22 protein-coding genes are annotated in these 23,969 nt (G+C 72.6%); 9 read left to right on the top strand and 13 right to left on the bottom strand.

Translation table 11 applies throughout. From position 1 onward, the window contains the following. Positions 1 to 8: 8 nt before the first annotated feature. The 8 genes from AB0F58_RS21175 to AB0F58_RS21140 all read right to left on the bottom strand — a co-directional run bounded on the left by AB0F58_RS21175 (position 9) and on the right by AB0F58_RS21140 (position 7,944). Positions 9 to 1,031 carry an ABC transporter ATP-binding protein gene (locus AB0F58_RS21175; RefSeq protein ID WP_357145394.1) on the bottom strand — a complete coding sequence of 341 codons (1,023 nt, stop codon included), beginning with the start codon at positions 1,029 to 1,031 and terminating at the stop codon, positions 9 to 11. Between the two features lie 27 nt (positions 1,032 to 1,058). Continuing rightward, positions 1,059 to 2,573: an ABC transporter substrate-binding protein gene (locus AB0F58_RS21170; RefSeq protein ID WP_357145391.1), complete on the bottom strand. Its 1,515-nt coding sequence runs from the start codon at positions 2,571 to 2,573 to the stop codon at positions 1,059 to 1,061. A 30-nt stretch (positions 2,574 to 2,603) separates the two neighbouring features. Next, positions 2,604 to 3,536 (bottom strand): ABC transporter permease, encoded by a 933-nt coding sequence (locus tag AB0F58_RS21165; protein WP_357145388.1) that lies wholly within the window; start codon positions 3,534 to 3,536, stop codon positions 2,604 to 2,606. 13 nt (positions 3,537 to 3,549) lie between these two features. Next, a complete protein-coding gene (locus tag AB0F58_RS21160) occupies positions 3,550 to 4,473 on the bottom strand; it encodes an ABC transporter permease (protein WP_357145385.1) in 924 nt (307 codons plus the stop codon). 9 nt (positions 4,474 to 4,482) lie between these two features. Further along, positions 4,483 to 5,478 carry a Gfo/Idh/MocA family oxidoreductase gene (locus tag AB0F58_RS21155; protein WP_357145382.1) on the bottom strand — a complete coding sequence of 332 codons (996 nt, stop codon included), beginning with the start codon at positions 5,476 to 5,478 and terminating at the stop codon, positions 4,483 to 4,485. Positions 5,479 to 5,859: 381 nt separating this feature from the next. Further along, positions 5,860 to 6,420, bottom strand: a complete 561-nt coding sequence (locus AB0F58_RS21150; protein ID WP_357145380.1) for a dienelactone hydrolase family protein — start codon at positions 6,418 to 6,420, stop codon at positions 5,860 to 5,862. A 77-nt stretch (positions 6,421 to 6,497) separates the two neighbouring features. Continuing rightward, entirely contained in the window at positions 6,498 to 7,463 is a 966-nt protein-coding gene (locus AB0F58_RS21145) for a zinc-binding dehydrogenase (protein ID WP_357145377.1), read from the bottom strand. A gap of 55 nt (positions 7,464 to 7,518) precedes the next feature. Further along, positions 7,519 to 7,944, bottom strand: coding sequence for a DUF6766 family protein (locus tag AB0F58_RS21140; RefSeq protein ID WP_357145374.1), 426 nt, complete (start codon positions 7,942 to 7,944; stop codon positions 7,519 to 7,521). Between the two features lie 237 nt (positions 7,945 to 8,181). Between AB0F58_RS21140 and AB0F58_RS21135 the strand changes: the two genes are divergently transcribed. Together AB0F58_RS21135 and AB0F58_RS21130 are read left to right on the top strand one after the other, a co-directional pair. After that, on the top strand, positions 8,182 to 8,595 hold the full coding sequence (locus AB0F58_RS21135; protein WP_357145779.1) for a CrcB family protein: 414 nt from the start codon (positions 8,182 to 8,184) through the stop codon (positions 8,593 to 8,595). Then, positions 8,592 to 8,954 carry a CrcB family protein gene (locus tag AB0F58_RS21130; protein ID WP_357145371.1) on the top strand — a complete coding sequence of 121 codons (363 nt, stop codon included), beginning with the start codon at positions 8,592 to 8,594 and terminating at the stop codon, positions 8,952 to 8,954. The genes AB0F58_RS21135 and AB0F58_RS21130 overlap by 4 nt, the downstream gene beginning before the upstream one ends. 52 nt (positions 8,955 to 9,006) lie before the next feature. Here AB0F58_RS21130 and AB0F58_RS21125 read toward each other — a convergent pair whose 3' ends face one another. Next, on the bottom strand, positions 9,007 to 9,579 hold the full coding sequence (locus tag AB0F58_RS21125) for an alpha/beta hydrolase (RefSeq protein WP_357145368.1): 573 nt from the start codon (positions 9,577 to 9,579) through the stop codon (positions 9,007 to 9,009). 196 nt (positions 9,580 to 9,775) lie between these two features. On the opposite strand from AB0F58_RS21125, the gene AB0F58_RS21120 reads away from it, so the two are divergent. Then, on the top strand, positions 9,776 to 10,444 hold the full coding sequence (locus tag AB0F58_RS21120; RefSeq protein WP_357145365.1) for a hypothetical protein: 669 nt from the start codon (positions 9,776 to 9,778) through the stop codon (positions 10,442 to 10,444). A gap of 126 nt (positions 10,445 to 10,570) precedes the next feature. Here the strand turns inward: AB0F58_RS21120 and AB0F58_RS21115 are convergent, their stop codons facing one another. Genes AB0F58_RS21115 through AB0F58_RS21100 form a run of 4 tightly spaced genes read right to left on the bottom strand, consistent with a single transcriptional unit; the run spans position 10,571 to position 14,833 of the window. Next, complete coding sequence (locus tag AB0F58_RS21115; RefSeq protein ID WP_357145363.1) at positions 10,571 to 11,431, bottom strand: SDR family oxidoreductase; 861 nt, start codon at positions 11,429 to 11,431, stop codon at positions 10,571 to 10,573. Next, entirely contained in the window at positions 11,428 to 12,270 is an 843-nt protein-coding gene (locus AB0F58_RS21110; protein WP_357145360.1) for an amidohydrolase family protein, read from the bottom strand. The genes AB0F58_RS21115 and AB0F58_RS21110 overlap by 4 nt, the downstream gene beginning before the upstream one ends. Then, complete coding sequence (locus AB0F58_RS21105; RefSeq protein WP_357145357.1) at positions 12,267 to 13,454, bottom strand: mandelate racemase/muconate lactonizing enzyme family protein; 1,188 nt, start codon at positions 13,452 to 13,454, stop codon at positions 12,267 to 12,269. Before AB0F58_RS21105 ends, AB0F58_RS21110 begins: the two co-directional genes overlap by 4 nt. Beyond that, positions 13,454 to 14,833, bottom strand: coding sequence for an aspartate aminotransferase family protein (locus AB0F58_RS21100; protein WP_357145354.1), 1,380 nt, complete (start codon positions 14,831 to 14,833; stop codon positions 13,454 to 13,456). Before AB0F58_RS21100 ends, AB0F58_RS21105 begins: the two co-directional genes overlap by 1 nt. 266 nt (positions 14,834 to 15,099) lie before the next feature. Between AB0F58_RS21100 and AB0F58_RS21095 the strand changes: the two genes are divergently transcribed. The 6 genes from AB0F58_RS21095 to AB0F58_RS21070 all read left to right on the top strand — a co-directional run bounded on the left by AB0F58_RS21095 (position 15,100) and on the right by AB0F58_RS21070 (position 23,967). After that, complete coding sequence (locus AB0F58_RS21095; protein ID WP_357145351.1) at positions 15,100 to 15,915, top strand: IclR family transcriptional regulator; 816 nt, start codon at positions 15,100 to 15,102, stop codon at positions 15,913 to 15,915. A gap of 282 nt (positions 15,916 to 16,197) precedes the next feature. Next, complete coding sequence (locus tag AB0F58_RS21090; protein ID WP_357145348.1) at positions 16,198 to 19,521, top strand: hypothetical protein; 3,324 nt, start codon at positions 16,198 to 16,200, stop codon at positions 19,519 to 19,521. Positions 19,522 to 19,550: 29 nt separating this feature from the next. Further along, entirely contained in the window at positions 19,551 to 20,813 is a 1,263-nt protein-coding gene (locus tag AB0F58_RS21085) for a Gfo/Idh/MocA family oxidoreductase (protein ID WP_357145345.1), read from the top strand. Between the two features lie 21 nt (positions 20,814 to 20,834). After that, a complete protein-coding gene (locus tag AB0F58_RS21080; RefSeq protein ID WP_357145342.1) occupies positions 20,835 to 22,073 on the top strand; it encodes a sugar ABC transporter substrate-binding protein in 1,239 nt (412 codons plus the stop codon). Positions 22,074 to 22,168: 95 nt separating this feature from the next. After that, a complete protein-coding gene (locus AB0F58_RS21075; protein ID WP_357145339.1) occupies positions 22,169 to 23,071 on the top strand; it encodes a sugar ABC transporter permease in 903 nt (300 codons plus the stop codon). After that, on the top strand, positions 23,068 to 23,967 hold the full coding sequence (locus tag AB0F58_RS21070) for a carbohydrate ABC transporter permease (protein WP_357145336.1): 900 nt from the start codon (positions 23,068 to 23,070) through the stop codon (positions 23,965 to 23,967). The genes AB0F58_RS21075 and AB0F58_RS21070 overlap by 4 nt, the downstream gene beginning before the upstream one ends. Positions 23,968 to 23,969: the final 2 nt, after the last annotated feature.

Raw genomic sequence — 23,969 nt, 5'->3', positions numbered from 1 at the left:
GCCGGACCTCAAGCCGCGTCTCGGGTGCGGACACCGGTGACCACCTCCTCGGCGTAGTGGCAGGCCGAGTGCTGGCCGGGGGCGATCTCGCGCAGCGCCGGCCGTTCGGTGCGGCACCGGGGCCGGGCCAGGGGGCACCGGGGATGGAAGGAGCAGCCGGTGGGCATCCGGTGCGGGGCCGGCGGCATGCCCTCGATCGGGGTCAGCCGGGCACCGGGGTGTTCCGGGGTGGGGATCGAGTTCATCAACCCCCGGGTGTAGGGGTGCGCGGGGGTGTCGTAGACGGTGCGCAGCGGGCCCGTCTCGACGACCGAGCCGGCGTACATCACCGCGACCCGGTCGGCCACGTCGGCCACCACGCCGAGGTCGTGGGTGATGAGGATCATCGCCATCCCGTTGGCCCGGCGCAGCTCGCGCAGCAGGTCCATGATCTGCGCCTGCACGGTCACGTCGAGGGCGGTGGTGGGTTCGTCGGCGATCAGCAGCCGGGGGCCGAGGGCGAGCGCCATGGCGATCACCACGCGCTGACGCATCCCGCCGGAGAACTGGTGCGGGTAGTCGCGGGCGCGCTGGGCGGCGTGCGGGATGCCGACCTGTTCCAGGCCGGCCACCGCCCGCGCCCACGCCTGGCGTCGGGACAGGCCCCGGCGCACCCGGTACAGCTCGGCGATCTGGTCGCCGACCCGCACCACCGGGTTGAGCGCGCTGAGCGAGTCCTGGAACACCATGGCGAACTCGGTGCTGCACAGCTGGCGGGTACGCCGTACCGGCAGCGCGGTCAACTCCTCGCCGTCGTAGCGGATGGTGCCGCGGGTGACGGTGGCGCTGTGCCGGGGCAGCAGCGCCATCACGGCGCGGACGGTGACCGACTTGCCGGACCCGGACTCGCCCAGGATGGCCAGGGTCTCCCCGGCGTCCACGTGGAACGAGACGCCGTTGAGCACCGGGTGGGTGCCGAGCGGGCCGTCGAAGGAGACGACGAGGTCGTCGACCGTCAACAGTGGTTGCCGGGTGGGTGGTGGTGCCACCATCGCAGGTCCTCCGGGTCCGGGGCCGGGTCAGTCGAGCGAGACGCCGGCGAAGTCGGGCAGGTCGTTGGGGGTCGGGGTGAAGCCCTGCACGCCCTTGCGCAGCACCACGTTGCCGCTGAGGTCGAGGGGGAAGATGCCCACCGCGTCGGCCCAGATGATCTTTCCGGCCTGGGCGTACAGCTCGGCGCGCCGGTCCTGGTCGAGTTCGCTGCGGGCCTGGAGCAGGATTTTGTCCAGTTCCGGGTTGGCGTAGCCGTTGCGCTTGGCGGTGGAGAGGTAGAGCCGGGCCAGGGTGAAGTCGGCGTCACCGGTGACCGTGCTGCCGGTGGTCATGGTGCTGTCCCAGTCGAGCTTGAGCAGCCGGTCGAGCCAGCTGGCCCGCTCCAGCTCCTGAGGCTTGACCACGATGCCGACCTTGGCCCAGTCACTGATCATCGCGTCGGCGAAGGAGTTGCCGTTGGTGCAGCAGCCGGTGCTCCACATCATGGTGGTGGTGAAGCCGTTCGGGTAACCGGCCTCGGCGAGCAGCTGCTTGGCCCGCGCCGGGTCGTGGCCGTACGGGTTCTGCTTCGCCGCACCGAACACCGCCTCGGGCAGCGGACCGGCGGCCGGGGTGCCGGCCTGGTCGAAGAGGGACTTCGTGATGGTGTCGAGGTTCAGGGCGTGCCACATGGCCTGCCGGACCCGGGGGTCGGTGAACGGCTTCCGGGAGCTGTTGAACCAGATGTAGTAGTTGGCGTACGTGGGGAACGAGGTGACGGTGAGCCGGTCGTCGTCGCGCAGCCCGGTCAGCTGGTCCGGCGGCAGCCCCCAGGTCACGTCGATCTCGTCGTTCTCCAGTGCGGTGACCCGGCCGGAGATCTCCGGGATGTACCGGTAGGAGATCTTCTCCAGCTTCGGACGCTCGCCCCGGTACGCGTCGTTGCGCACCAGCTCGACGCTCTGCCCGGCGGTGAACGAGGCGACCTTGAACGGGCCGGTGCCGTAGGGGGCGGCGAAGAAGCTCTGGTCGCCGAGCTTGGCCGCCGGGGCGATCCAGACCAGGGTGAGGTTGCTCAGCATGGTGCCGAGCGCCTCGCTGGTGCGGATGGTCAGGGTGCGCTCGTCCGGGGTGTCGATCGCGGCGACGGCGGCCCAGAGTCCGGCCAGCGGCCCCTTGCCGTCGATCAGGGCCTGCACCGACGCCTTGGCGTCGGCGCTGGTCAGCGGGGTGCCGTCGGCGAAGGTGACGCCGCTGCGCAGGGTGAACTGCCAGGTCAGCGGGTCCGGGTTGGTCCACTTCTCGGCGAGGTTCGGCACGATCTCGCCGTCGCGGCGGGAGACCAGGGTCTCGAAGACCTCCTGCACGACGGTGAGGGTGGGCTGGTCGGCGGAGTTCGCGGCGTACGGGTTGAGCGACACCACCGGGGTCGGGTTGGCCACCCGCAGGGTGGTCCGGCCGGCGGCCCCGTCGCCGCCGGTGTCGCTGTCGAAGGAGCAGGCGGTGAGGGCCATGACGCCGGCCAGGGCCAGCGCGCCGAGGCGGGTCTTCGGGTTTCTCATCTGACATCCGTTCCGCTGGCGGGAGGGGGGTTACCGGGTGGAGAGGTTCGGGTCGGAGCGGTCGCGCAGTTCGTCGCCGAGCACGCCCGCGCAGACCACGAAGAGCGCGAGGACCAGACCGGGCAGGGTGGCGATCCACCAGGCGCCGGCCAGGTGGTCACGGCCGTTGGCGATGGTGGTGCCCCAGCTGGGGGTGCCGGGCGGGATGCCGAGCGACAGGAAGCTCAGCGACGCCTCGGCGACGATGACGAAGCCGAGTTGGACGGTGGCCACGACGAGCACCGGGCTGAGCACCGCCGGCAGCACGCAGTGCCGCACGACGTGCCAGGGACCGGCGCCGAGCGTGCGGGCCGCGTTGGCGAAGTCCCGGGACCGGGTGGCGAGGGTCTGCGCCCGGGCGACCCGGGCGAAGACCGGCCAGGTGGTGATGGAGAGGGTGAGCACCACGTTGGTGACGCTGGCACCCAGCACACCGGCGACGAAGACGGCCAGCAGGATGGAGGGGAAGGCGAGCTGGATGTCGGCCAGCCGCATCACCACCGTGTCGACCAGGCCGCCCCGGTAACCGCAGAGCACGCCGAGCGCGGAGCCGACGGTGCCGGCGAGCACCAGGGTGGCCGCGCCGACCAGCATGGACACCCGGGCCCCCTGCATGATCTGGGCGAGCAGGTCCCGGCCGACCTGGTCGGTGCCGAGCAGGGCGAGGCTGCCGTCGGCGAGCCGGCTGCCCGGCGGGAGCAGCCGGTCGGTGACCGAGGTGGCGATCGGGTCGTACCGGGCGACCATCGGCCCGAACACCCCGGCGACCAGGTACGCCCCGATGACCCCCAGGGGTATCCAGAGGCGCAGCCGGCGACGGCGTCGGGCGGGGGTGCCGGTCGGGGGTGGCGGACCGGTCGGGGTGGCCTCCGCCGGGGCGGGCGCCACGTCGGTCAGCGGGGTGCCGGGGACGGCGCCGGTCATGTCGACCAACTCCTCAGACGCTCTCGCGGACCCGGGGGTCCAGCCGGACGTACAGCAGATCGACCACCAGGTTGATGACGATGAAGATGGCCGCGACCGTGATCACGCAGGCCTGCACGATGGAGTAGTCCCGGGCGGCGATGGCGTCGGTCATCAACCGGCCCACCCCCGGCCAGGCGAAGACGGTCTCCACGATCACCGCGCCGCCGAGCAGGCTGCCGAACTCCAGGCCGGCGACGGTGACCACCGGCAGCAGCATGGTCCGCATCGCGTGCGAGCCGACCACCCGCCACTCGGACAGGCCCTTGGCCCGGGCGGTGACCACGTAGTCCTCGTGCAGCACGTCGAGCAGGCCGCTGCGGACCAGCCGGAGCACCACGCTGAGCAACGGCAGGGCGAGGGTGACCGCGGGCATCACCATGGCGGCCGGTGAGGCCGCTCCCGAGCTGGGCAGCAGGTGCAGGAACCGGGAGAAGACCAGGATCAGCATGATGCCGACCCAGAACGACGGCAGCGACTGGGTGAGCATGGACAGCACGGAGACCGTCCGGTCGACGAGCCCGCCGGGGCGGGTCGCGGCCAGCACCCCGAGGGCGAAGCCGACCACCAGGGCCACGGCGAAGGCGGTGAGCGACAGTGCGGCCGTGGCGCCCAGGTGCCCGAGTACCAGCTCCATCGCGCTACCGCCGAGCCGGAAGGACTCGCCGAAGTCGAAACCGGCGGCCCGCTGGAGGAACCGGACGTACTGCACGGGCAGCGCGGCGTCGAGTCCGTACTCCTGGCGCAGCGCGTCGAGAGCCGCCGGATCGGCGTCCGGGCCGAGCACGGCGGTGGCCGGGTCGCCGTCCACCGCCCGCATGGCGAAGAACACCACGGTCGCGGCGCCGAAGAGCACCAGCACCGAGATGGCGAGCCGGCGGATGGCGTAGCGCAGCATGTCCGGTCCTCAGCCGGCGGACGACGGTGTCGACGCCGGGTCGGCGGCCAGGGCCGCCTCGATGCCCTCGACGACCGCGACGGCCGCCCGGCCCTCCTCGCCGCTGACCGGGGTGGGTCCGCCGGTCAGCGCGGCGTCCGCGAACGCCTCCAGCTGGGTGCGCAGGTTGTACGCCCCGCCGGTGCCGCGGCTGGGCCAGAAGTACGTGTCGAGGTAGCTGGCCGTGCCCTGGCGCTGGGCGTAGAGCAGGTCGTTGTGGGAGAGGTCCATCTCCAGCAGGCCGTGCTCGCCGACGATCCGCAGCCCCGCGTCGGCCCGGGAGGGTCGGGAGTGCGGCAGGGTCCAGGTGTTCTCCATGGTGCCGATCGCGCCGTCGTCGAGCCGGACGGTGGCGTGCACGACGTCGTGACTGGGCGAGAGGACCCTGCGGCCGACCGCACCGGTGACCTCGACCTCGCGTCCGGTGACGAACCGCAGCAGGTCGGCGTCGTGGATGCCGAGGAACCACGCCACCGAGGTGCGGTCCCAGATGCCCGCGCCGACCGCCTGCGAGGTGCAGCGCCAGACCTTGACGTGCCAGATGTCGCCGAGTTCACCGGAGCGCACGATCTCGCGCAGCCGGACGACCCGCGGGTCGAAGCGCAGGATGTGGCCGATCATCAGGGCGTCGGGATCGGGCCGACCGGCGATGATCCGGTCGCAGCTGGCGGTGGAGAGCGCCATCGGCTTCTCCAGCAGCACCCGGCGGCCGGCGGCGAGCGCGGCGAGCGTCGCGTCCTCGTGCAGGTGGTCGGGGGTGCAGATGGTCACCGCGTCGACCTCGTCGAGGAGGTCGGTGATGTCGGGGACGGCCCGGACCCCGAGGGCGTCCACCGCCCAGTCGCGGTTGCGGGGTGCTGGATCGGCGACGGCGACCAACTCGACCTGCCGCATCTCGCGCAGCGCGCGGGCGTGCAGCTGGCCCTGGACACCGATTCCGACCACACCGATCCTGAGGCGGTCCACGCCAGGCCTCCCATTGTTTCGTACCAGTCGATACCTAGGTATGTACCTAGCTCGCATAGTTGTACACCTGATCGTCGAGCCTGACAAGACCCGAGATTCGCCTGGTCAGCGGCTACGTCCGGGCCGACGAGGCCGCCGTGCGCCACCGTGGGACGGGCCATCGACGGGGACGTCCGCCGGAACGGGCGAGCCGGACGACGCGGCGGGCCCGCCCGCCCATGGCCACGGTGCGTGTCTGCGGTCAGGAGGTGGCGATGTCCTACGCTCGGTGCACCGACGGGTGCAGAGCAAAGGGCGCGTGGGAGGGTGGGGCGGGCCGGGCGGGGATCACTCAGGGTGAACGCAAACACCGGGCCGGCCGCACGGGGCGGGAGACAGAAGCTAGCCGAGGAAGGTGTGCACCCGGCCCCAGAGCCGGTCGGCGTCGACCGGTGAGTACCCGGGCAGCTCCGGATCGGTGAAGAGGTGGTCGGTCCCCGGGTAGCGGTACACCTCGACCTCGGCCCCGGCCGCGTCCATCGCCCGCCGCCAGGCGTCCACATCGGCGGGAGGGTCGTACGGGTCGGGGTCGGCGATGTGCAGGTGCACGGGCAGGCCGGCGCGGGCCGCCTCGGGCGAGCCGCCGGTGCCGTGCAGGAGCAGCAGCCCCGCGCTGGCGGGCCGGTCGGTCAGCAGGGCACCCGCCACCCCGGCCCCCATGGAGAGCCCGGCCAGCACGGCGTCGGCCGGCAGGTCCGCGACGGCGGCACGGGCCCGCGCCAGCACCGTCTCGATGCCGATCCGGCCGAACAACGCGAAGCCCTCCTCGAGGCTCGCGACGGCGGGCACCCCGTACAGGTCGGGGGTGACGACGCGGTGTCCGGCGGCACGGAGCCGGTCGGCGGCGCTCAGGACCGCCGGGCGGAGGCCGTACACGGAGTGGAAGAGCACGATGTGCCGCATCCGGCCATCGTGCCCCGCGGCCCGGCCGCGGCACCACCGGCCGGGCACGACGCGCCGACGGACGCGGACCGGGACGCTCAGATCGTCAGCAACGTCTTGCCGGTCGCCGTCCGTTCCTCGATCGCCCGGTGCGCGTCGGCGGCACGGGCCAGCGGGAAGGTCTGCCCGACCAGCGGGGTGAGCCGCCCGGCGGCGGCCGCCTCGAGAGCTTGGACCAGATGCCCCCGGGCCACCTGCGGGGGGAACCGGATGTCGTCGATGCCGAACACCGTGACGCCCCCGGCCCGCGCCCGTGCCGGCTCGGGTACCGCGAACGATCCGGCGGGGGCGCCGTGGGCGGAGTAGCGACCCCCCGGCGCCAACAGGTCGAAGGCGGCCCGGCCGTATTCGCCCCCGGCTCCGTCGAACACCACGTCGAGGCCCCCGGTGGCCTCCCGCACCCGGTCGGTCCAGTCCGGTGCGGTGTAGTCGACGACGTGGTCCGCGCCGAGCCGCCGGAGCAGGTCGAGCTTCGCGGCGCCCCGAGCGGCGGCGACCACCCGTGCCCCGGCGGCGTGGACGCACTGCACGAGCAGCGCGCCGAGGCCGCCACCGGCCGCGGTGACGAGCACCCGGTCGCCGGGGCGCGGTGGGATCAGGGCGAGCAGCCCGAAGGCGGTGGTGCCGTCGTGCAGCAGCGCCGCCGCGTCCCGCAGGCCGACCGGGTCCGGCACCGGGACGAGCCCGTCGGCCGGCACCGCGACCCGTTCGGCGTACCCGCCGTGTTCGCCGGTGCGGGTGACCACCCGCCGGCCTACCCAACCGGCGTCGACGTCCGGGCCGACCGCCGCCACGGTGCCCGCCACCCCGACGCCCGCCCGGTACGGCGGCCGGACCGGGAAGTAGCGACCACCGTGACCGCTACGGATCATCGTCTCGACCCAGAGCACGTCCGCCACCGCGACCTCGACGACGACCTCGCCCGCTCCGGGCACCGGATCCGGCGCCTCGATCAGGGTGAGCACCTCCGGCCCACCGAACCTGGACACCTCGACCACCCGCATGCTGCCCCTCCCGTTGTCGACGCCGATCAGCCTCGGACGTGAAGCGGGGTTGAGGTCAAGGGCGGTCGGACGTGAGCCCGCGCTCGCGCAGCAACGCGTCCAGTTTGGCCTCGATACGCTCGTCGGACTCCCGGGACTGCGACGATCCCCAGTAGTAGAAGAGGGCCAGCCCGGCCGCCTGCCAGATCAGCTGGAGAAACTCGCTCTGCCAGTTCTCGAAGGTGCTGGCGAGGAACTGGGGCAGGAACTCGCCCCAGGCGAACGACTCACCGTGCTGCCGGGCCTCGTTGTTCGCCACGGTCATCTGGAACAGGAACTGGCCGATCCAGGAGAAGACGAAGAGCGCGCCGGTGACCAGGGCGAAGCCGTACGCCCGGGGCCAGCGCGGTTTCCGGAAGGGCGGGTCCTTCCGGCGGGCGTCAGCTGTGCGGTCTCTCGGGGTCGACCGGTCCGTGGTCGACGCCGCGCTCTCCCCCAACATGTCTCCCCCTCCGCTGGACGACGCTGTCGTGACCGACATTGCCCCAGGTCAACCGGGCTGAAACCGACATTGGGGATGCGGCCTGCGGCCGGTGGGCCGCGTGGCGCGTCCCGTTAGGCTGGCGTCCGGGCGTGTCCCGCCGGTTCCGCCCGGCGTCCTGATGCTCGTGGAGGAACGGTGTCCGACAGTCCCCGGACCGAACCCGACGTCGATCCACTCGGCCCGGCCGTCCCGCCGGTGCGGCCGGCGGTGATGCTCGCGGCCGTCGCTGCGGGTGGCGTGGTCGGGGCGCTGGCCCGGGCCGGGGCGCTGGCCGCGTTCCCGTACCGACCCACCGCCTTCCCCTGGTCGACGTTCACCGTGAACGTGCTCGGTTGCCTGCTGATCGGCGTGCTGATGGTGCTGCTCACCCGGGTCTGGACGGATCGACCGCTGCTGCGTCCGTTCCTCGGCGTCGGGGTGCTGGGCGGGTTCACCACCTTCTCCACGTACGTGCTCGACGCGCAGCAGGCCGTCCGGGCCGGTGCGCCGGAGACGGCGCTGGCCTACCTGGGCGTGACGGTGCTCGCCGCGCTGGGCGCGGTCTGGCTCGGCGACACGGCCACCGGGTGGCTGCTGGACCGGACGCGGGCGGGCGGGGCGACCCGGTGACCATGCTGCTGGTCGCGCTCGGCGCGGCCGTCGGCGCGCCGCTGCGCTACCTGACCGACTGGGCGCTGCGGGCCCGGTTCGGCGCGGTGCTGCCCTGGGGGACGCTCGCCGTGAACGTGGCCGGTTCGTTGCTGCTCGGCGTGGTACTCGCGGTGCCGGTCGGCCCGGCGGCGACCGCCGCGCTCGGCACCGGCCTCTGCGGTGCGCTGACCACCTGGTCCACACTCTCGTACGAGACGCTGCGTCTGGGTCGCGACGGCCGGCGGGGTGCCGCGCTGGCCACCGTGCTGCTCAACGTGACCGCCGGTCTCGGCGCGGCCTGGACGGGCCTGCTCCTGGCCCGGCTGGTCACCGGTTGACGCCACGGACGATCACCGGCCGCTGGTTCGGCGGCGGGCGGGTGACGGGTGGTCAGGCCCGGTCGGGCGGGCGAGGGTGCCCGGGGGCGGCCTCCGGTGCCGCGGCGAGCCGGGCGACCAGGCGTTCGCCCTCGGGCCAGGGACCGTAGCCACTGCCGGTGTCGACGTGCCCGGCGGGACCCAGGTCGACCAGTTCCGCGCCCCACCGTTCGGCGTACCAGCGGGACTGGTCGAACGTCGCGTGCGGATCGGTACGGCTGGCCACCAGCACCGACCGGAACGGCAGCCGTCGTCCCAGCGCCACCGCGACGCCGGCATCCGTTCCGGACGGCCAGTCCGGACCGACGTACGGCGGCGCGACCAGCAGCGCCGCCCGGACCGGACCGGTGTGTCGGGCGGCCCACACGACCGTGGTGAGACAACCGGCGCTGTGGGCGATCAGGACCGCCGGCTCGTCGTCGGCGGTGACCGCCGCGTGCAACGCGGCCACCCGCTCGTCCAGCCGGAACGGCGGCCCGGACGGTGGGGGCGCCCACCGGTGGTCGGGCCGCGCGTCGGCCCACCGTTGCTGCCAGTGCCCCGGACGCGGCCGGCCCCGCCCCGGCACGAGAAGGAAGCGGGTCACCGGTCGACCCTAGCCCCACCCGGCGGTTGTCGTCCGCCCCGGCGGCGCGAGCCCGGCGGACGGGTGGACGCCGACGAGGCGCTGCGCGCACCGCCCCCTGGGCCGGTGGGCGGTCCACCGCCCGGGGCGCCGGGATATTCCGTTGCGGGCCGCGCCGGTGTGCCGGAGATTGCCCGAGGACGACGGGAGGTGCCCGGTGGCGCACGCCGAGGCGGTCACCGCGGCGCGGAACAACGCGGCGTGGTGCGACGCGGTCTGCCGGGCCCACGGCACGACCGGGGTATGCGACGCCGACGCCTGGTCGGTGCCACGCCGGTCCCCGCCGTGGTACCCGGACGCGGTGACCCTCCGGCCGGAGGCGACCGCCGCCGCGCTGCTGCGCCGGGTGGACGCCGGCTCGGGCGCGGCGGTCAAGGACAGCTTCGCCGCTCTCGACCTGGCACCGTACGGGTTCCGGGTGTTCGTCGCGGGGCGGTGGATCCACCGCCCCGCCGGCGACGTGCCGGCCGGTCCCCCGCTGACCCCGGTGACCACCGCCTCCGCCCTGGCGGTCTGGGCCGACGCGCACGGCGGGGCGGCCCTGCGCCACCCGGCGCTGCTGGCCGACCCGTCGGTCACGGTGCTGGCCGCCTACGGTCCGGCGGGCACGGTGACCGGCGGCGCGGTGGTCAGCGCGGGCGGTGGGGCGGTCGGCGTGTCGAACGTGTTCGGCACCGACCCGGCCGTGGTGTGGCACGGGGTGTGCGCCCGGTTCGGCACCGGGCCGCTGGTCGGCTGGGAGACCGACGACGACCTCTCACCCGCCCTCGACGTCGGGTTCCGCCCGGTCGGGCCGCTTCGCGTCTGGCTGCGACCGGGAACCTGACCGGGGATCGGGGCGCGTCGCCGCCACGGCACCGTCGCCGCCGGGCGGGAACCGGTCAGACCGGCGCGATCGTGTGGACGGTGGCGGTGACCTCGATCGTGCGGGGCCGTATCCCCTCGGCGTTGGTCACGGTCCGTCCCGGTCGCCCGGCGGGCCTGCCGTGGGCAGTGTGCTGCGGTACGGCGGCATGAAGCGCAGCCGGGGCATCTGGTCGGCCAGCACTCCGCCGTCCACCACCAGGTGGGTGCCCGTGACGTACCGGCCGGCGTCCGAGGCGAGCAGGAGCAGCGCACCCACACAGTCGGCAGGGGTTCCGTACCCGCCGCGCAGCGGGATGCGCTGTGCCCAGGCCGCCTCGAACGCGGCCCGGTCGAAGGGGAACTCCCCGTCGATCGGCGTGGCGATCATGCCGGGGGCGATGGTGTTCGCGGTGATCCCGTGTGGGCCCAGTTCGGCGGCGAGCGACCGGGTGAGCAGCTCCACCGCCCCCTTCGAGGCGTTGTAGTGGGCCAGCCCGGCCTCGGCGACCAGCCCGTTCTTGGAGGAGATGTTGACGATCCGGCCGGACACGCCGTCGGCGATCATGTGCTCGGCGACCCGCTGGGCGCAGAAGAAGACAGCGTCCACGTTGATCCGCATCAGCTCCCGCCAACCGGCCACGGTGATCTCGTTGAAGTGCTCCAGCCGGGCGACCCCGGCGTTGTTGACCAGGATGTGCAGCGGGCCGTGGGCGGCCCGCAGGTCGTCCACCCAGCCGGCGATCGCCTCGGTGTCGGCCAGGTCGAACGGGTGTCGGTGGGCGGCCCGACCGGAGCCGGTCACCTGCTCGGCGACCGGACCGAGGTCCACCCCGGGCCGGTCGACCAGGACCAGGTCGGCCCCGGCGGCGGCCAGGCCGGCGGCGAACGCGGCCCCGAGCCCCCGGGCCGCCCCGGTGACGACGGCGAGCCGGCCGGTGAGATCGAACGAGGGCGGTACGACGGTCATCCCAGCCCCAGCAGGTCGAGCGACGGACGGTGGATGAGCTGTTCGATCTGGTCGACGTCGAGCGGGTCCAGGCCCGGGATGCCGGGCACCCGGCCCACCCGGCGCAGCCCCTCGACCGAGGCGTCGACGGTGGTGAACGGGTAGTCGCTGCCGAACAGCAGCTTGGGCCACACCCCGTAGTCCTGCACCAGGCGCAGGCTGTGCCAGAGCTGGAACGGCCGGTAGTGCAGGGCGGAGACGTCCGCGTAGACGTGCCGGTGCTTGCGGATCACCGCGATGCACTCCCCCTCGTACGGGTGGCCGAGGTGGGCCAGGACCATCCGCAGCTCGGGGTGGCGGATGGCCACCTCGTCCAGGTGCACCGGCAGCGCATAGCGCAGGGGCGCGGTGGAGACGAAGGTGGTGCCGGTGTGCACCAGCAGCGGCAGGCCGTGCCGTTCGGCGTAGGCGTACAGGTCGTCGTACGCCGGGTCGGCGGGGTCGAAGCCGGCGTACATCGGCATCAGCTTGATGCCGCGCAGGCCGAGGTCCCGGTGCCCGTGCTCCAGTTCGTCGCGCCAGCCGGGCTGGGTGGGGTCCAGGGCGAGGTAGCCGATCAGCCGTTCCGGCTGGGCGGCCACGTACGCCGCCACCGCCGCGTCGTCGACCCAGAGGCCCGAGCGGCGGGCCTTGCCACCGACCACGACGGTACGGGTGCCGGCGGGTGCGGTGGCCGCGTACTCCGACCACCGCACCGTCAGGTCGACCTCGCCGCCGTGCGCCCGGGACGCCTCGGCGGCGAACGGGTCGCCGACGTGCTCCGGGCAGTCGAACAGGTGCGAGTGCACGTCGACGATCATCGCCGGTCCCGCTTCTCCCAGCCCTCGGCGAACATGTTCCAGAAACCGTGGCTCGGCGGGTGCTCGGCGAAGACCTCGTCGACGAGTTCGACCCCGAGGCCGGGGGCGGTGGGGAGGTCGACGTGCCCGTCCACCACCGGCAGGGCACCCCGGACGGCTTCGAAGACATAGTCCTCCAGCAGCCCGTCGAAGGTCTCCAGGATCGTGAAGTTGGGCATGCCGAGCACGGCGTGCACCGACGCGGTGGTGCACAGCGGTGAGTTGGAGTTGTGCGGGGCGACCAGCATGGCGTGCTGGTCGGCGATGGCGGCGAGCTTCCGGACCTCGGTGAACCCACCCGCCATCGACAGGTCCGGCTGGATGATGTCCACCGCGTTCGTGGCGAAGAGCCGGGCGTACTCGTAGCGGTTGTGGAAGTGCTCCCCGCCGGAGATCGGCATGGTCGCCCGGGCGCGCAACTCGGCGTAGCGCTCGATGTGCGTCCAGGGCAGCGGCTCCTCGAACCACCCGAGGTCGAACGGGGCCAGTTCGCGCACCAGTCGGGCCGCGGTGGGCATGGCGAACCGGGCGTGCCCCTCGACGAAGAGGTCCACGTCGGGGCCGACCGCGTCCCGGACGGCGGCCACGATGTCGACCGACCGGCGCAGTTCCGTGCGGGACAGCTCGCCCAGTCCGGCGCCGAAAGGGTCGAACTTGAGCGCGGTGTACCCCTTGGCGACGGTGGCGACGGCCCGCTCGGCGAACGCGGCCGGCTCCCGGTCGCCGGTGTACCAACCGTTGGCGTAGACCCGGACCCGGCTGCGGCACGCGCCACCGGTCAGCCGGTACGCCGGCACGCCGAGCGCCTTGCCCATCAGGTCGTACAACGCCTGGTCGACGCCGGAGACGACGATCCCGCCGACGTCCCCGCCGCGCAGGAAGTCGCCCTGGTACATCCGCAGCCAGATCTCCTCGACGTCGAACGGGTCGGCGCCGATCAGGTGCCGTCCGGCCATCGCCTCGGCGAGCTGGCAGGTCTCCCGGCCCCGGTACGGGTGGGTGATCTCGCCGACCCCGGTCAGCCCGGCGTCGGTGTGCACCCGCAGGTAGGAGAAGTCCCGCCAGGCGGTGCCGAGGGTGAGGGTCTCCACCCGGGTGATCCGGCCGGCCGGACCGACCGGGCGCGTGGTGTCGACGGTGAGCATCAGGACACCCCCCGGGCCGGAACCGCGCCACCCATGGTGGCGGTGTTCGCCAGCTCGGTCACCCCGCCGGCCGCGACGGTGTCGCGGACCGCTGCCCGGGTGGCCTCGATCAGGTGGTCGACGTCGGCGTCGGTGTGGGCGTAGGAGACGTGGTTGCGCTTCAGGTTGAGCGGCAACTCGAAGATGCCGTGCTCGGGCATCCGCCGCCGGTAGCCGATGAACATGCCCGCATCGTTGCGCAGCAGGTCGTCGTAGGTACGCGGAACCGGGCCGGACATGAAGTAGCTGACGAAGACCGAGCCGTGGCCGGTGACCACCGCCGGGACGTCGAGGTCGACGAAGACCTCGGTCAGCCCGGCGCGGATCCGCTCGCCGAGCCGGAAGACGTGCTCGTGGACCGGTTCGGTACGCAGCTTGTCGAGGGTGGCCAGCGCGGCGGCCACCACGGCGGGGTGCCCGTTGTAGGTGCCGGCGAAGAAGGCGGGGGCACCGGGGCGGGTGCTGAACAGGTCCATCAGGTCGGCCCGACCACCGAGCGCGCCGACCGGGTAGCCGTTGGCGATGGCCTTGCCGAGGGTGGTCAGGTCCGGGGTGACGCCACTGATCTTCTGCCAGCCGCCCAGGTCGTGCCGGAAGCCGGTGATCACCTCGTCGAAGACCAGCACGCTGCCGGCACGGGTGCACTCCTCGCGGAGCGCGACCAGGAAGTCCTGGTCGGGCAGGAGACAGCCGACGTTGTGCGGCACGGGCTCGACGATCACGGCCGCGATGTCCGCGCCGTGCGCGGCGAAGGCCGCCCGGACCTCGGCAACGTCGTTGAACCGCAGCACCAGGGTGGCGTCGAGCACCTCGGGCAGGATGCCGGTGGAGATCGGGTCGGGTTGGCCCACCCGGTCCGGTGCGGAGATGACGTTGAGGCTGACCGAGTCGTGCCAGCCGTGGTAACAGCCCTGGAACTTGACCACCAGGCGCCGGCCGGTGGCGGCTCGGGCCACCCGCAGGGCGTGGAAGGTGGCCTCGCTGCCGGTGCTGGTCAGCAGGACCCGCTCGATGCTGGGGACCAGTTCGGCCAGCGCCTCGGCGAGCTGCACCTCGCCCTCGGTGACGGCCACGCCGCACAGGTCGAGCCGTTGCCCGACCTCGGCCACCGCGGCGTTGACGTCGGGGTCGTTGTGTCCGAGCAGGGGTGGGCCGAAGGCCGCGTGGTAGTCGGTGTACGCCCGCCCGTCCGCGTCCCAGAAACGCGCACCGGCGGCCCGGGTGATCACCAGGTCGGTGAGGCCGGGAATGCTGCGCTGCCCGCTGTTGACGCCCCCGGGAATGACCCGGCGGGCCCGCTCGGCGAGCGAGGTGCCGGACGGGGCCGATCGTGGATTCACACCTGTCTCCTCATCGGTGCGGTGCGGTGACCCAGCCCGGTCACGACACCGCGGTGTTGTCCGCCGCAAGAGGAACTGTTGTCGAAATATCAGAACACTGTTCGGCAGTACCAAACGATGTTCGGCATATTAGGCACGACGATTCCGCATGGTCAACTGGTAGGGGCCAGATTTCCCGAACAAATTTGTTACGCTGTTCGGCCTTGACGAACACTCGCGGCCATCCTGGCCGAACACCCTCCGATCCGCTGACCGAAGAGAGGACCATGACCGTCACCGAAGAAACGGACGGCTCCCGCTACCTGGTGCGCAGCGTCAGCCGTGCGGCCGAGGTGCTGGAGGCGCTCGCCGCCGGCACCCCCGGCCACGGCATGAGCGTCACCGACGTGGCCCGGGCCTGCGGACTGTCCAAGAGCGCCGCCTTCGCCACCCTGCACACCCTCTGCCAGCACGGACTGGCCGCGGACGACGGCGAGGGGATGAACCGGCGCTACCGCCTCGGCATGGCCCTGGCCCGGCTCGGGGTCCGCGCGCAGGAGCAGCTCTCGCTGCGCGACATCGCCCGCCCGGTGCTCGCCGCCCTGACCCGCCAGACCGGGCTCACCTCCCGGCTGGCCGTGCCCGAGGGGGCGCACGCGGTCGTCATCGACCAGGTCAGCAACGGTGAGCGGATCCAGATCGAGCTGCGGATGGGCACCCGGGAACTCCCGCACTGCACCGGGCTCGGCAAGGCGCTGCTGGCCGAGGCGCCCGCGCCGCAGGTCCGCGAGCTGATCGAGCGGGTCGGCCTCCCCCGGCGGACCGACCACACCATCACCGACCTGGACTCGCTCCTGGCCCACCTCGACGACGTCCGGCAGGCCGGCTACGCGCTCGACGACGAGGAGGACGCCGAGGGCGTGTTCTGCATCGGCAGCGCGCTGCGCGACCACACCGGGGGCTGCTCCGGGGCGATCAGCGTGACCGGGCTCAAGCTCGCTCTGCCCAGCTGGCGCTACCAGGAGCTGGGTCGACAGGTTCGACAGGCCGCCGAGGAGATCTCCACCCGCCTCGGCCACGCCGGCCCGCCCCTGGCCTCTTGACACCTGGTTCACCAGCTGTTTAACGTCACCGCCAACGTCACGACCTGCGGGTCGTGACGGGTCGGGGCCCAGGTCACGACCACTCTCGGGCGAACATGCTGACGCCCGCCGCGCCGCAGCCCCGGCGCCGGGCCGTACGGTCAGCAGCTCCGCCGCCTGCGCGCCTCGCGCGTTTGCCCGACCTTCCCCCCGCCCTCCGGCGCTTCCCCGCGCCGCACGGCACCCCCGCACCGCCGGACGGCGACGTCGTCGTCCGCTGGACCGCGAAGGTTGAGGCTCCCCATGGGTCAACCCGATTCGTCCGTGCTCGCCCGCCCACCCGTACTCCAGGTCGACACCATCGCCGACCTGCGCCGACTCACCCCCGCCGGCCTGACCGCCCGGACCCTGGTGCGGGTCGCCGGTTACCGCAGCCCCGGCGACGGGGGCGGCACCCTGCTGCGCTGGTCGCCGACCAGCACCGCCGCCGGCAACGGCGGCACCGTGCACGACCCGTACGGTCGGCGCGCCGGCCGCTGGCTGGCCGTACACGACGGGGTCGGCGACTTCCGGATCTTCGGCGTTTTCGGTCGGGACACCCCCGCCGACGCCGCGCTGGACGCGATGGTCACCGATCCCACGATCCACCGGATCGAGGCCCACACCGACCTGCGCTTCGTCAAGCGGCACACCTTCGGCCGCAGCGACATCGAGCTGGACTTCGGCGGGCACACCGTGCACACCGACGGCATCGAGCGCAACACGCACGACAATCCGTTCGGCGCGGTGCTCTACTTCCGGGGCCGGGTCACCGACACGGTCGTCACCCACACCCTCACCGAGACGGTGCCGGAGCTGTCGGACGTCTTCGAGGTGCCGGACTCCGGCCGGTTCGCCGTCGGGCAGTGGTGGACCGCCACCAGCAACGCCCTCACCGGCCTCGACGAGCGGGACCTGCAGAGGATGGTGCAGGTCACCCAGATCGTGGACGGCCGGCACATCCGGGTGAACTACCTCAACGGCTGGGAACTCGCCCCCGGACGCACCGTCACCTGGCGGCGACCAGCGCCTGGTGCTCGACGGCGGCGCCGTGGTCACCGGCACCAACTCCCGGGGCGCGCTGCTCGGTCGGGCCGCCGGCCCCGGGCAGGTCCGCGTCGAACTGGGCGACTACCACAGCACCGCGGCGGACGCGCGGACCGCGCACGTGCGCCTCGACACCGGCGTCAACCGGTACCGGGCGGTCGGCTCCCGGTTCGCCGGCGGACGTCTGGTGCTCACCCCGGCGGGCTTCGGCACGCCGTCGACGCTGCTGCACACGAGGTGCGTCGAGGAGGGGGTCGAACGGGAGTTGCCCGCCGACTCTCCGCGCGTCGCCACCGGCGACAACCTCGTCCACTGACCGCCCCCGGCTCCCCCGCCCGTAGGAAGAGAAACCCCATGGAACGCTCCGAACCGACCACTCGCCGGGTCCTGCTCCGCGCCTCCGGTCTCGGCGGTCTCACCCTCGCCGGCACCGCGCTGGCCCTCTCCCCCACCTCCGCGGCCTCCGCCGCCCCCACCGAGCCGGGCTCCGGGGCCGCCCCGCTGCGCCCGGGCCGCGACGCGGTGTTCCACGTCCCCACCGTCGCCGCCCTGCTCGGCCTGGACCCGAAGCAGGTCGACGACGGCCAACTGGTGCACGTCGACGGCCACCACGCCGCCGGGGACGGCGGCGGCCGCCTGGTCCGCTGGGCCGCCACCAGCACCGCGACCGCCAACGGCGGCACCGTGCTCAGCCCGTACGGCGACCGGCCGGGCGCCGGACGCTGGCTCCAGGTGCACGACGGGGTCGTCGAGTTCCGGCACTTCGGGATCTTCGACCCGACGACCCCGGCCGACGCCGCGCTCGACGCCATGGTGAACGACCCGACGGTGCACCGCATCGAGGCCCACTCCGACCTGCACTTCGTCAAGCGGCACCGGTTCACCCGCAGCGACCTGGTGCTCGACTTCGGCGGGCACACCATGTCCACCAAGGGCATCGAGAACGCCGGGCAGGACGACCCGTTCGCCGCGGTGCTCTTCTTCCGGGGCACCGTCACCGACCAGGTGCACACCCACAGACTGACCGAGGTGGTCCGGGAGGGCTGGGACTCCTTCCAGGTCGGCGACTCGTCGGCCTTCGCCGTCGGGCAGTGGTACGCCGTCGAGGTCAACCAGCTCGCCGGCCGCTGGGAGAAGGAACTCCAGAAGCTCGTCCAGGTCACCCAGATCGTCGACGGCACGCACGTCCGGATCAACTACAAGAACGGCTGGGAGCTGGCCGCCGGTCGAACCCTGACCTGGACCCGGGTCGAGCCGGTCAGCCGGGTGCACGTGCGCAACCTGGTGTTCACCGGTAACGGCGCCGACCAGTACACCGGCTCGCACCCGCTGGCCTACGAGTACGCGGTGCACTGCGACGCGACCGACATCGACGCCACCGGCTCCTTCTGGCCGGTGATCATGCGGCGCTGGTCCACGTACTTCCACACCGCCCGGTGCACCCTGACCAACCCCACGTCGGTCACCTGGGGCGGCGCCGGCTACCTCACCCAGCAGATCTACTGCCTCTACGGGCACGTCGAGGACTGCCGCACCTCCAACGCCCGGCACCTCAACGACTGGACCGCCTCGGCGTACTGCTACGTCACCAACTGCCACGGCGACGGCGACGACCAGGGACCGTTCGTCACCCACGGCCAGTACGAGCACGACCTGGTCTACACCGGCAACTCCGGGCTGATGACCTTCGCCAACTCCGGCGCGGCCTGGGGCTCGGCGGCCAAGCGGATCACCGTCCGCAAGCACGTCTGCTCCTGGTTCGTGGCCCGGGTGAAGGTCACCGACCTGACCCTGGAGGACGTCCAGGTGATCCGCAAGGACGGCCTGGCCGGTTCCGGCATGATCTGGGTCAACGCCGACGGGATCCAGATGCGCGGCTGCTCCGCCGACGACACATTGATCATCTCGCAGGCGTCCAGCCGGTCCGGACGGCCCAACACCATCGAGGGCTGCACGTTCCGGCTCGCCGCCCGGGCCACCTCGGTGGTGCAGGCGAACGTCACCGTGCCCGTGCACCTGGTGCGGACCACGATCACCGGGCTGGACGGGCACACCTTCGACGGCACCGGCGCGCTGCACCTGACCGACGTGACCCTGACCGGCGCGGCCGGGGCCGCCCCGATCGTGGTCAAGGCCGCCGAGACGCGGGTCTCCGGCGGCACGCTGACCGACACCGGGATCCGACTGGCCGGCACTGCCGACCAGCGACTCACCGTCGGCGGCGGGGCGGTGCTACGCGGCACCAACGCCGCGAAGGCGCTGCTCAGCCGGGGTGCGGCCGGCGGTACGGTGCGCTGGGAGCTGGGCGGATACCTCAGCGTGGCCGCCGACGCGGACACCGCGCACGTGGTGGTCGAGTCCGGGCGGAACCGGTACTCGGCGGTCGGTACGCAGTTCAGCGGCGGGCGGCTGCGGCTGACCGACGCCGGCTTCGGTGAGGGTTCCCACCTGCACCACACCGGCTGCGTCGAGGAGGACGTCGACCGGACGCTGCCCGCCGCCGGGCCGCGGATCCGCGACGCCGGCAACCTGACCGTCTGACCAGCCGACCCGCAACGAGGAGAAGCGACGTGCCGCAGCAGGACCGACCGGTGACCATGGCGCTGGTGGGCGCCGGCAACCGGGGCCAGACGTACGCACACTGGGTGGCCGCCCACCCGGAGCGGGTGCGGCTGGTCGCGGTCGCCGACCCGCGTGCGCACCAGCGGTCCCTGGTCACCGCCGCGCACGCGGACGCCGTCGGGTTCACCGACTGGCGGGACCTGCTGGCGGCCGGGGTGGCCGCGGACGCGGTGATCGTCGCCACCCAGGACCGGGCACACGTGGAGCCGGCGGTCGCGTTCGCCGCCGCCGGCCACCACCTGCTGGTGGAGAAGCCCCTCGCCCCGACGGCCGACGAGTGCCGGCGGATCGTCGACGCGGTCCGCGCCACCGGGGTGCTCTTCGCGGTCTGCCACGTGCTGCGCTACACCCCCTACACCGACCTGGTGAAAAGGGTGGCCGACAGCGGGGTGCTCGGCGAGATCGTCAGCGTGCAGCACCTGGAGCCGGTCGGCTGGTGGCACTTCGCCCATTCGTACGTGCGCGGACCCTGGCGGCGGGAGGACCTGGCCACGCCGATGCTGCTGGCCAAGTCCAGCCACGACCTGGACTGGCTGAGCTACGTCACCGGCCGCCGGATCGAGCGGGTGTCCAGCTTCGGCGGCCTGCGGCACTTCCGCCCCGGCCGGCGCCCGGCCGGCGCCACCGACCGTTGTCTGACCTGCCCGGTGGAGCCGACCTGCCCGTACTCGGCACCGAAGCTCTACCTGCCGACGCTGCGCGAACGCGGGCCGATCTGGCCGGTCAGCGTGGTCACCGACGGCACCGACGAGCCGGCGCTGCTCGACGCGCTGCGCACCGGCCCGTACGGGCGGTGCGTCTACTCCTGCGACAACGACGTCGTCGACCACCAGGTGGTGGCGATGGAGCTGACCGGCGGGCTGACCGCCACCTTCACCGTCACCGCCTTCACCGAACAGACCCACCGGCAGACCCGGCTGTTCGGCACCCACGGCACGCTCACCGGCGACGGCGAGCGGGTCCGGGTGCACGACTTCCGCACCGACCGGATCGAGCAGCTCGACGCCGGCACGGTCGGCGGCGCCACCGCCGCCGACGATCACGGCGGCGGCGACAGCGGCGTGATGGACGCGTTCGTCCGCGCCGTCGCCACCGGCGACCGCCACCACATCCGGTCCGGACTGGACGAGTCCCTCGCCAGTCACCTCGCGGTCTTCGCCGCCGAGACGGCCCGGCACACCGGCACGGTCGTGACCGTGCCCGCGCACTGAACCACTGAGAGGACGAGACAGATGCGAGTACGCAGGTTCGCGCCGGTCGCGGTCGCCGCACTGCTGACCGGGCTGGTCGCCGCGTGCGGCGGCGGCGACGGCGCCGGGAGCGACGAGAAGCAGACCGTCACCATGTGGATCTACCCGGTCATCCCCGACGAGGCCACCCACCGGGGCTTCTGGGACCAGCAGGTCTCCGCATTCCGGGACAAGCATCCGAACGTCGACGTGAAGGTGGAGATCTTCCCGTGGGCGAAGCGGGAGGAGTCGCTGACCACGGCGATCGCGGGCGGCAAGGGGCCGGACGTGGTGTACCTGATCCCGGACCAACTCGGGAAGTTCCACAACGTGATCGAGCCGGTCGACGGGCACCTGCCCGACGACGCCAAGGCCGACTACCTGGACAACGTCCGCGCCGCCGTCACCCTCGACGGCAAGATGCTCGGCGCGCCGATCCTGACCAGCAGCAACCCGCTGATGTGCAACGCGAAGGTGTTCACCGCGGCCGGGGTCACCGCGTACCCGAAGACCTGGGCCGACCTGCTCGCCCTCGCGCCCACCTTCAAGGCCAAGGGCTTCGACGTCACCAACTACTACGCCGACCCGAGTGCCACCCTGAACCAGTCGTTCTACCCCCTGCTCTGGCAGGCCGGTGGGGACGTGTTCAGCGCCGACGGGAAGTCCGTGGCCTTCGACGGGCCGGAGGGGGTCCGGGCGCTGACCTTCCTCAAGCAGCTCGTCGACGGCGGGTACGTGCAGAAGGACCTGATCACCAGCATCCCGGCCTTCGAGCAGACCAACGTCGCCAAGAACAAGGTCGCCTGCACCTGGCAACACGTCCCGGCCGACGTCGAGCAGTTCTGGGGCAAGGAGAACATCAAGATCTTTCCGCCGCTGGCCGAGGCGAAGAGCGTCGGGTACGGCACCGTCGGCAGCCTGTCGATCCTCAGGGCCAGCAAGGCCAAGAAGGCCGCCGGCGAGTGGGTCGGCTTCGTCACCGACCCCACGGTGTCCACCGCCTACGACAAGCAGGCCAACTACTTCTCGGCGAAGAAGTCCGCCGGCCCGCTCTACGCCGACGACCCGGTGCGCAGCGCGATGGAGCAGACCCTGACCAGCACCACCGTCGGCACGCTGCACGAGTCCAGTCGTGAGGTGATGGGCGTGCTGGCCCCGGAGATCCAGGCCGCGCTGATCGGCAAGAAGACCCCCGAGCAGGCACTCACCGACGCGGCCAAGGCCGCCGACGCGCTGCTCTGACCCGTCGACACGGTCCGCCGCCGGTTCTCACCGGCGGCGGGCCACACGGCACCGGCCGGGCCGGTCGGTGCCGTACCCGAGACAAGGAGGACGAGATGGCCGTACCGGCACAGGTGGTGGCCCGACGGTCCCGGCGGGTGGTCGCGCGGCGCGAGGCCCGCTGGGGCCTGCTCTTCGTCCTGCCCGCGTTCCTGCTCTTTCTGGCCTTCCGCTTCGGCCCGGCCATCGCCGGCCTGGTACTCGGCTTCATGGAGTACACCATCGGCGGCGAGGCCGAGTGGACCGGCCTGGAGAACGCCCGCCGACTGGCCGACGACCCGGTGTTCTGGCAGTCGCTGCGGGTGACCGTCGTCTACACCCTGCTCTACGTACCGCTGACCATGGTCACCTCGGTCGGACTCGCGCTGCTGGTCCGTCGGGGCTTCCGGGGCGTGGGGTTCTTCCGGTCGGTGTTCTTCCTGCCGGTGGTCACGAGTCTGGTGCTGGTCGCGACGATCTTCGCCTGGGTGTTCTCCGCCGAGGGACCGTGGTCGCGGATCCTGGGCTGGCTGGGCCTGCCCGACGAGTCCTGGCTCGCCTCCAGCACGCTGGTGCTTCCGGCGCTGGCGCTGGTGGGGGTCTGGTCGCACTTCGGCTACGGCATGCTGATCGTGCTGGCGCGCCTCCAGGACCTGCCCCGCGAGCAGGAGGAGGCGGCGCTGACCGACGGCGCCGGTCCGTGGCAACGGTTTCGCTGGATCGTGCTGCCGCAGCTCAAGCCGGTGCTGTTCTTCCTGCTGGTGATCGAGACCACCGCCTCGTTCCAGGTCTTCGACCTGGTCTACGCGATGACCGGCGGCGGTCCCGCCCGGGGCAGCTACACCCTCGTCATGGCCCTCTACGACCAGGGCTTCAAGTACTTCGACCTCGGCTACGCCAGTGCGATCGGGGTGGCCCTGTTCGTGATGACCCTGGTCGTCGCGCTGATCCAACGGCTCGCCCTCGGGAGGGACAAGTGACCGCCACGACCACCACCCCCGCGCCGACCACCCCGACGCCCACCCCACCCGGTCGACGTCGCCGCGCCTACCGGGCGCTGGAGCCCGGACCCGCCGGCCGGGTGGTGCGGTACGCGCTGCTCGCCGTGGCCAGCGTGGTCACCCTCTTCCCGTTCTACGCGATGGTGGTGCTGAGCCTGAAGCCGGCCGCCGCGATCGAGTTCCCGGCCAGCCTGCTCCCCTGGCCGGTCGACGTCGGCGCGTACCAGGAGGTGCTGGCGTCGCGGAGCATCCTGCGCTGGCTGCTGAACACGACCATCTACTCGGTGGTCAGCGTGGTCGCGGTGCTGCTGCTCGCCGCGATGGCCGGGTACGCCTTCGCCAAGAAGCGGTTCCCCGGCCGGGAGACCATGTTCTGGTCGTTCCTGGCCATGGTGATGGTGCCCTACCACGTCACGCTGATCCCCACGTTCATCCTGATCGCGAAGGCCGGCGGGGTGGACACCTACTGGGGGCTGATCCTGCCCACCCTGGCCAACGCGCAGGCGGTGTTCCTGATGCGGCAGTTCATCGGGGGCCTGCCGGACGAACTGTTCGAGGCCGCCAAGATCGACGGTGCCTCGGAGTGGCGGACCTTCGTCCGGATCGTGCTGCCGCTGTGCAAGCCGATCCTGGCCACCCTCGGGGTGTTCGTCTTCCTGTGGCACTGGAACGACCTGCTCTGGCCGCTGATCATCGGGCAGAGCGGAGACATGCGCACGCTCACCGTCGGCATCGCCTCCCTCCAGCAGGAGCAGGTGCCGCTCAACGTCATGCTGGCCGGTTCGGTGGTCGCCTTCGTGCCCATCTTCGCCGCGTACCTGGTCGGTCAGCGCTACTTCACCGAGGGCGTCACGATGTCCGGAATCAAGGGTTGAGA

The sequence above is a fragment of the Micromonospora sp. NPDC023956 genome, assembly GCF_040639195.1.
Classification (GTDB): domain Bacteria; phylum Actinomycetota; class Actinomycetes; order Mycobacteriales; family Micromonosporaceae; genus Micromonospora.
This window is presented reverse-complemented; position numbering and strand designations above follow the sequence as displayed.

Bases quoted from the DNA above. Each gene is read 5' to 3' on its own strand.
- AB0F58_RS21175 (WP_357145394.1), bottom strand. From the start codon at position 1,031: ATGGTGGCACCACCACCCACCCGGCAACCACTGTTGACGGTCGACGAC.
- AB0F58_RS21170 (WP_357145391.1), bottom strand. From the start codon at position 2,573: ATGAGAAACCCGAAGACCCGCCTCGGCGCGCTGGCCCTGGCCGGCGTC.
- AB0F58_RS21165 (WP_357145388.1), bottom strand. From the start codon at position 3,536: ATGACCGGCGCCGTCCCCGGCACCCCGCTGACCGACGTGGCGCCCGCC.
- AB0F58_RS21160 (WP_357145385.1), bottom strand. From the start codon at position 4,473: ATGCTGCGCTACGCCATCCGCCGGCTCGCCATCTCGGTGCTGGTGCTC.
- AB0F58_RS21150 (WP_357145380.1), bottom strand. From the start codon at position 6,420: ATGCGGCACATCGTGCTCTTCCACTCCGTGTACGGCCTCCGCCCGGCG.
- AB0F58_RS21145 (WP_357145377.1), bottom strand. From the start codon at position 7,463: ATGCGGGTGGTCGAGGTGTCCAGGTTCGGTGGGCCGGAGGTGCTCACC.
- AB0F58_RS21140 (WP_357145374.1), bottom strand. From the start codon at position 7,944: ATGTTGGGGGAGAGCGCGGCGTCGACCACGGACCGGTCGACCCCGAGA.
- AB0F58_RS21115 (WP_357145363.1), bottom strand. From the start codon at position 11,431: ATGACCGTCGTACCGCCCTCGTTCGATCTCACCGGCCGGCTCGCCGTC.
- AB0F58_RS21110 (WP_357145360.1), bottom strand. From the start codon at position 12,270: ATGATCGTCGACGTGCACTCGCACCTGTTCGACTGCCCGGAGCACGTC.
- AB0F58_RS21105 (WP_357145357.1), bottom strand. From the start codon at position 13,454: ATGCTCACCGTCGACACCACGCGCCCGGTCGGTCCGGCCGGCCGGATC.
- AB0F58_RS21095 (WP_357145351.1), top strand. From the start codon at position 15,100: ATGACCGTCACCGAAGAAACGGACGGCTCCCGCTACCTGGTGCGCAGC.
- AB0F58_RS21090 (WP_357145348.1), top strand. From the start codon at position 16,198: ATGGGTCAACCCGATTCGTCCGTGCTCGCCCGCCCACCCGTACTCCAG.
- AB0F58_RS21080 (WP_357145342.1), top strand. From the start codon at position 20,835: ATGCGAGTACGCAGGTTCGCGCCGGTCGCGGTCGCCGCACTGCTGACC.
- AB0F58_RS21075 (WP_357145339.1), top strand. From the start codon at position 22,169: ATGGCCGTACCGGCACAGGTGGTGGCCCGACGGTCCCGGCGGGTGGTC.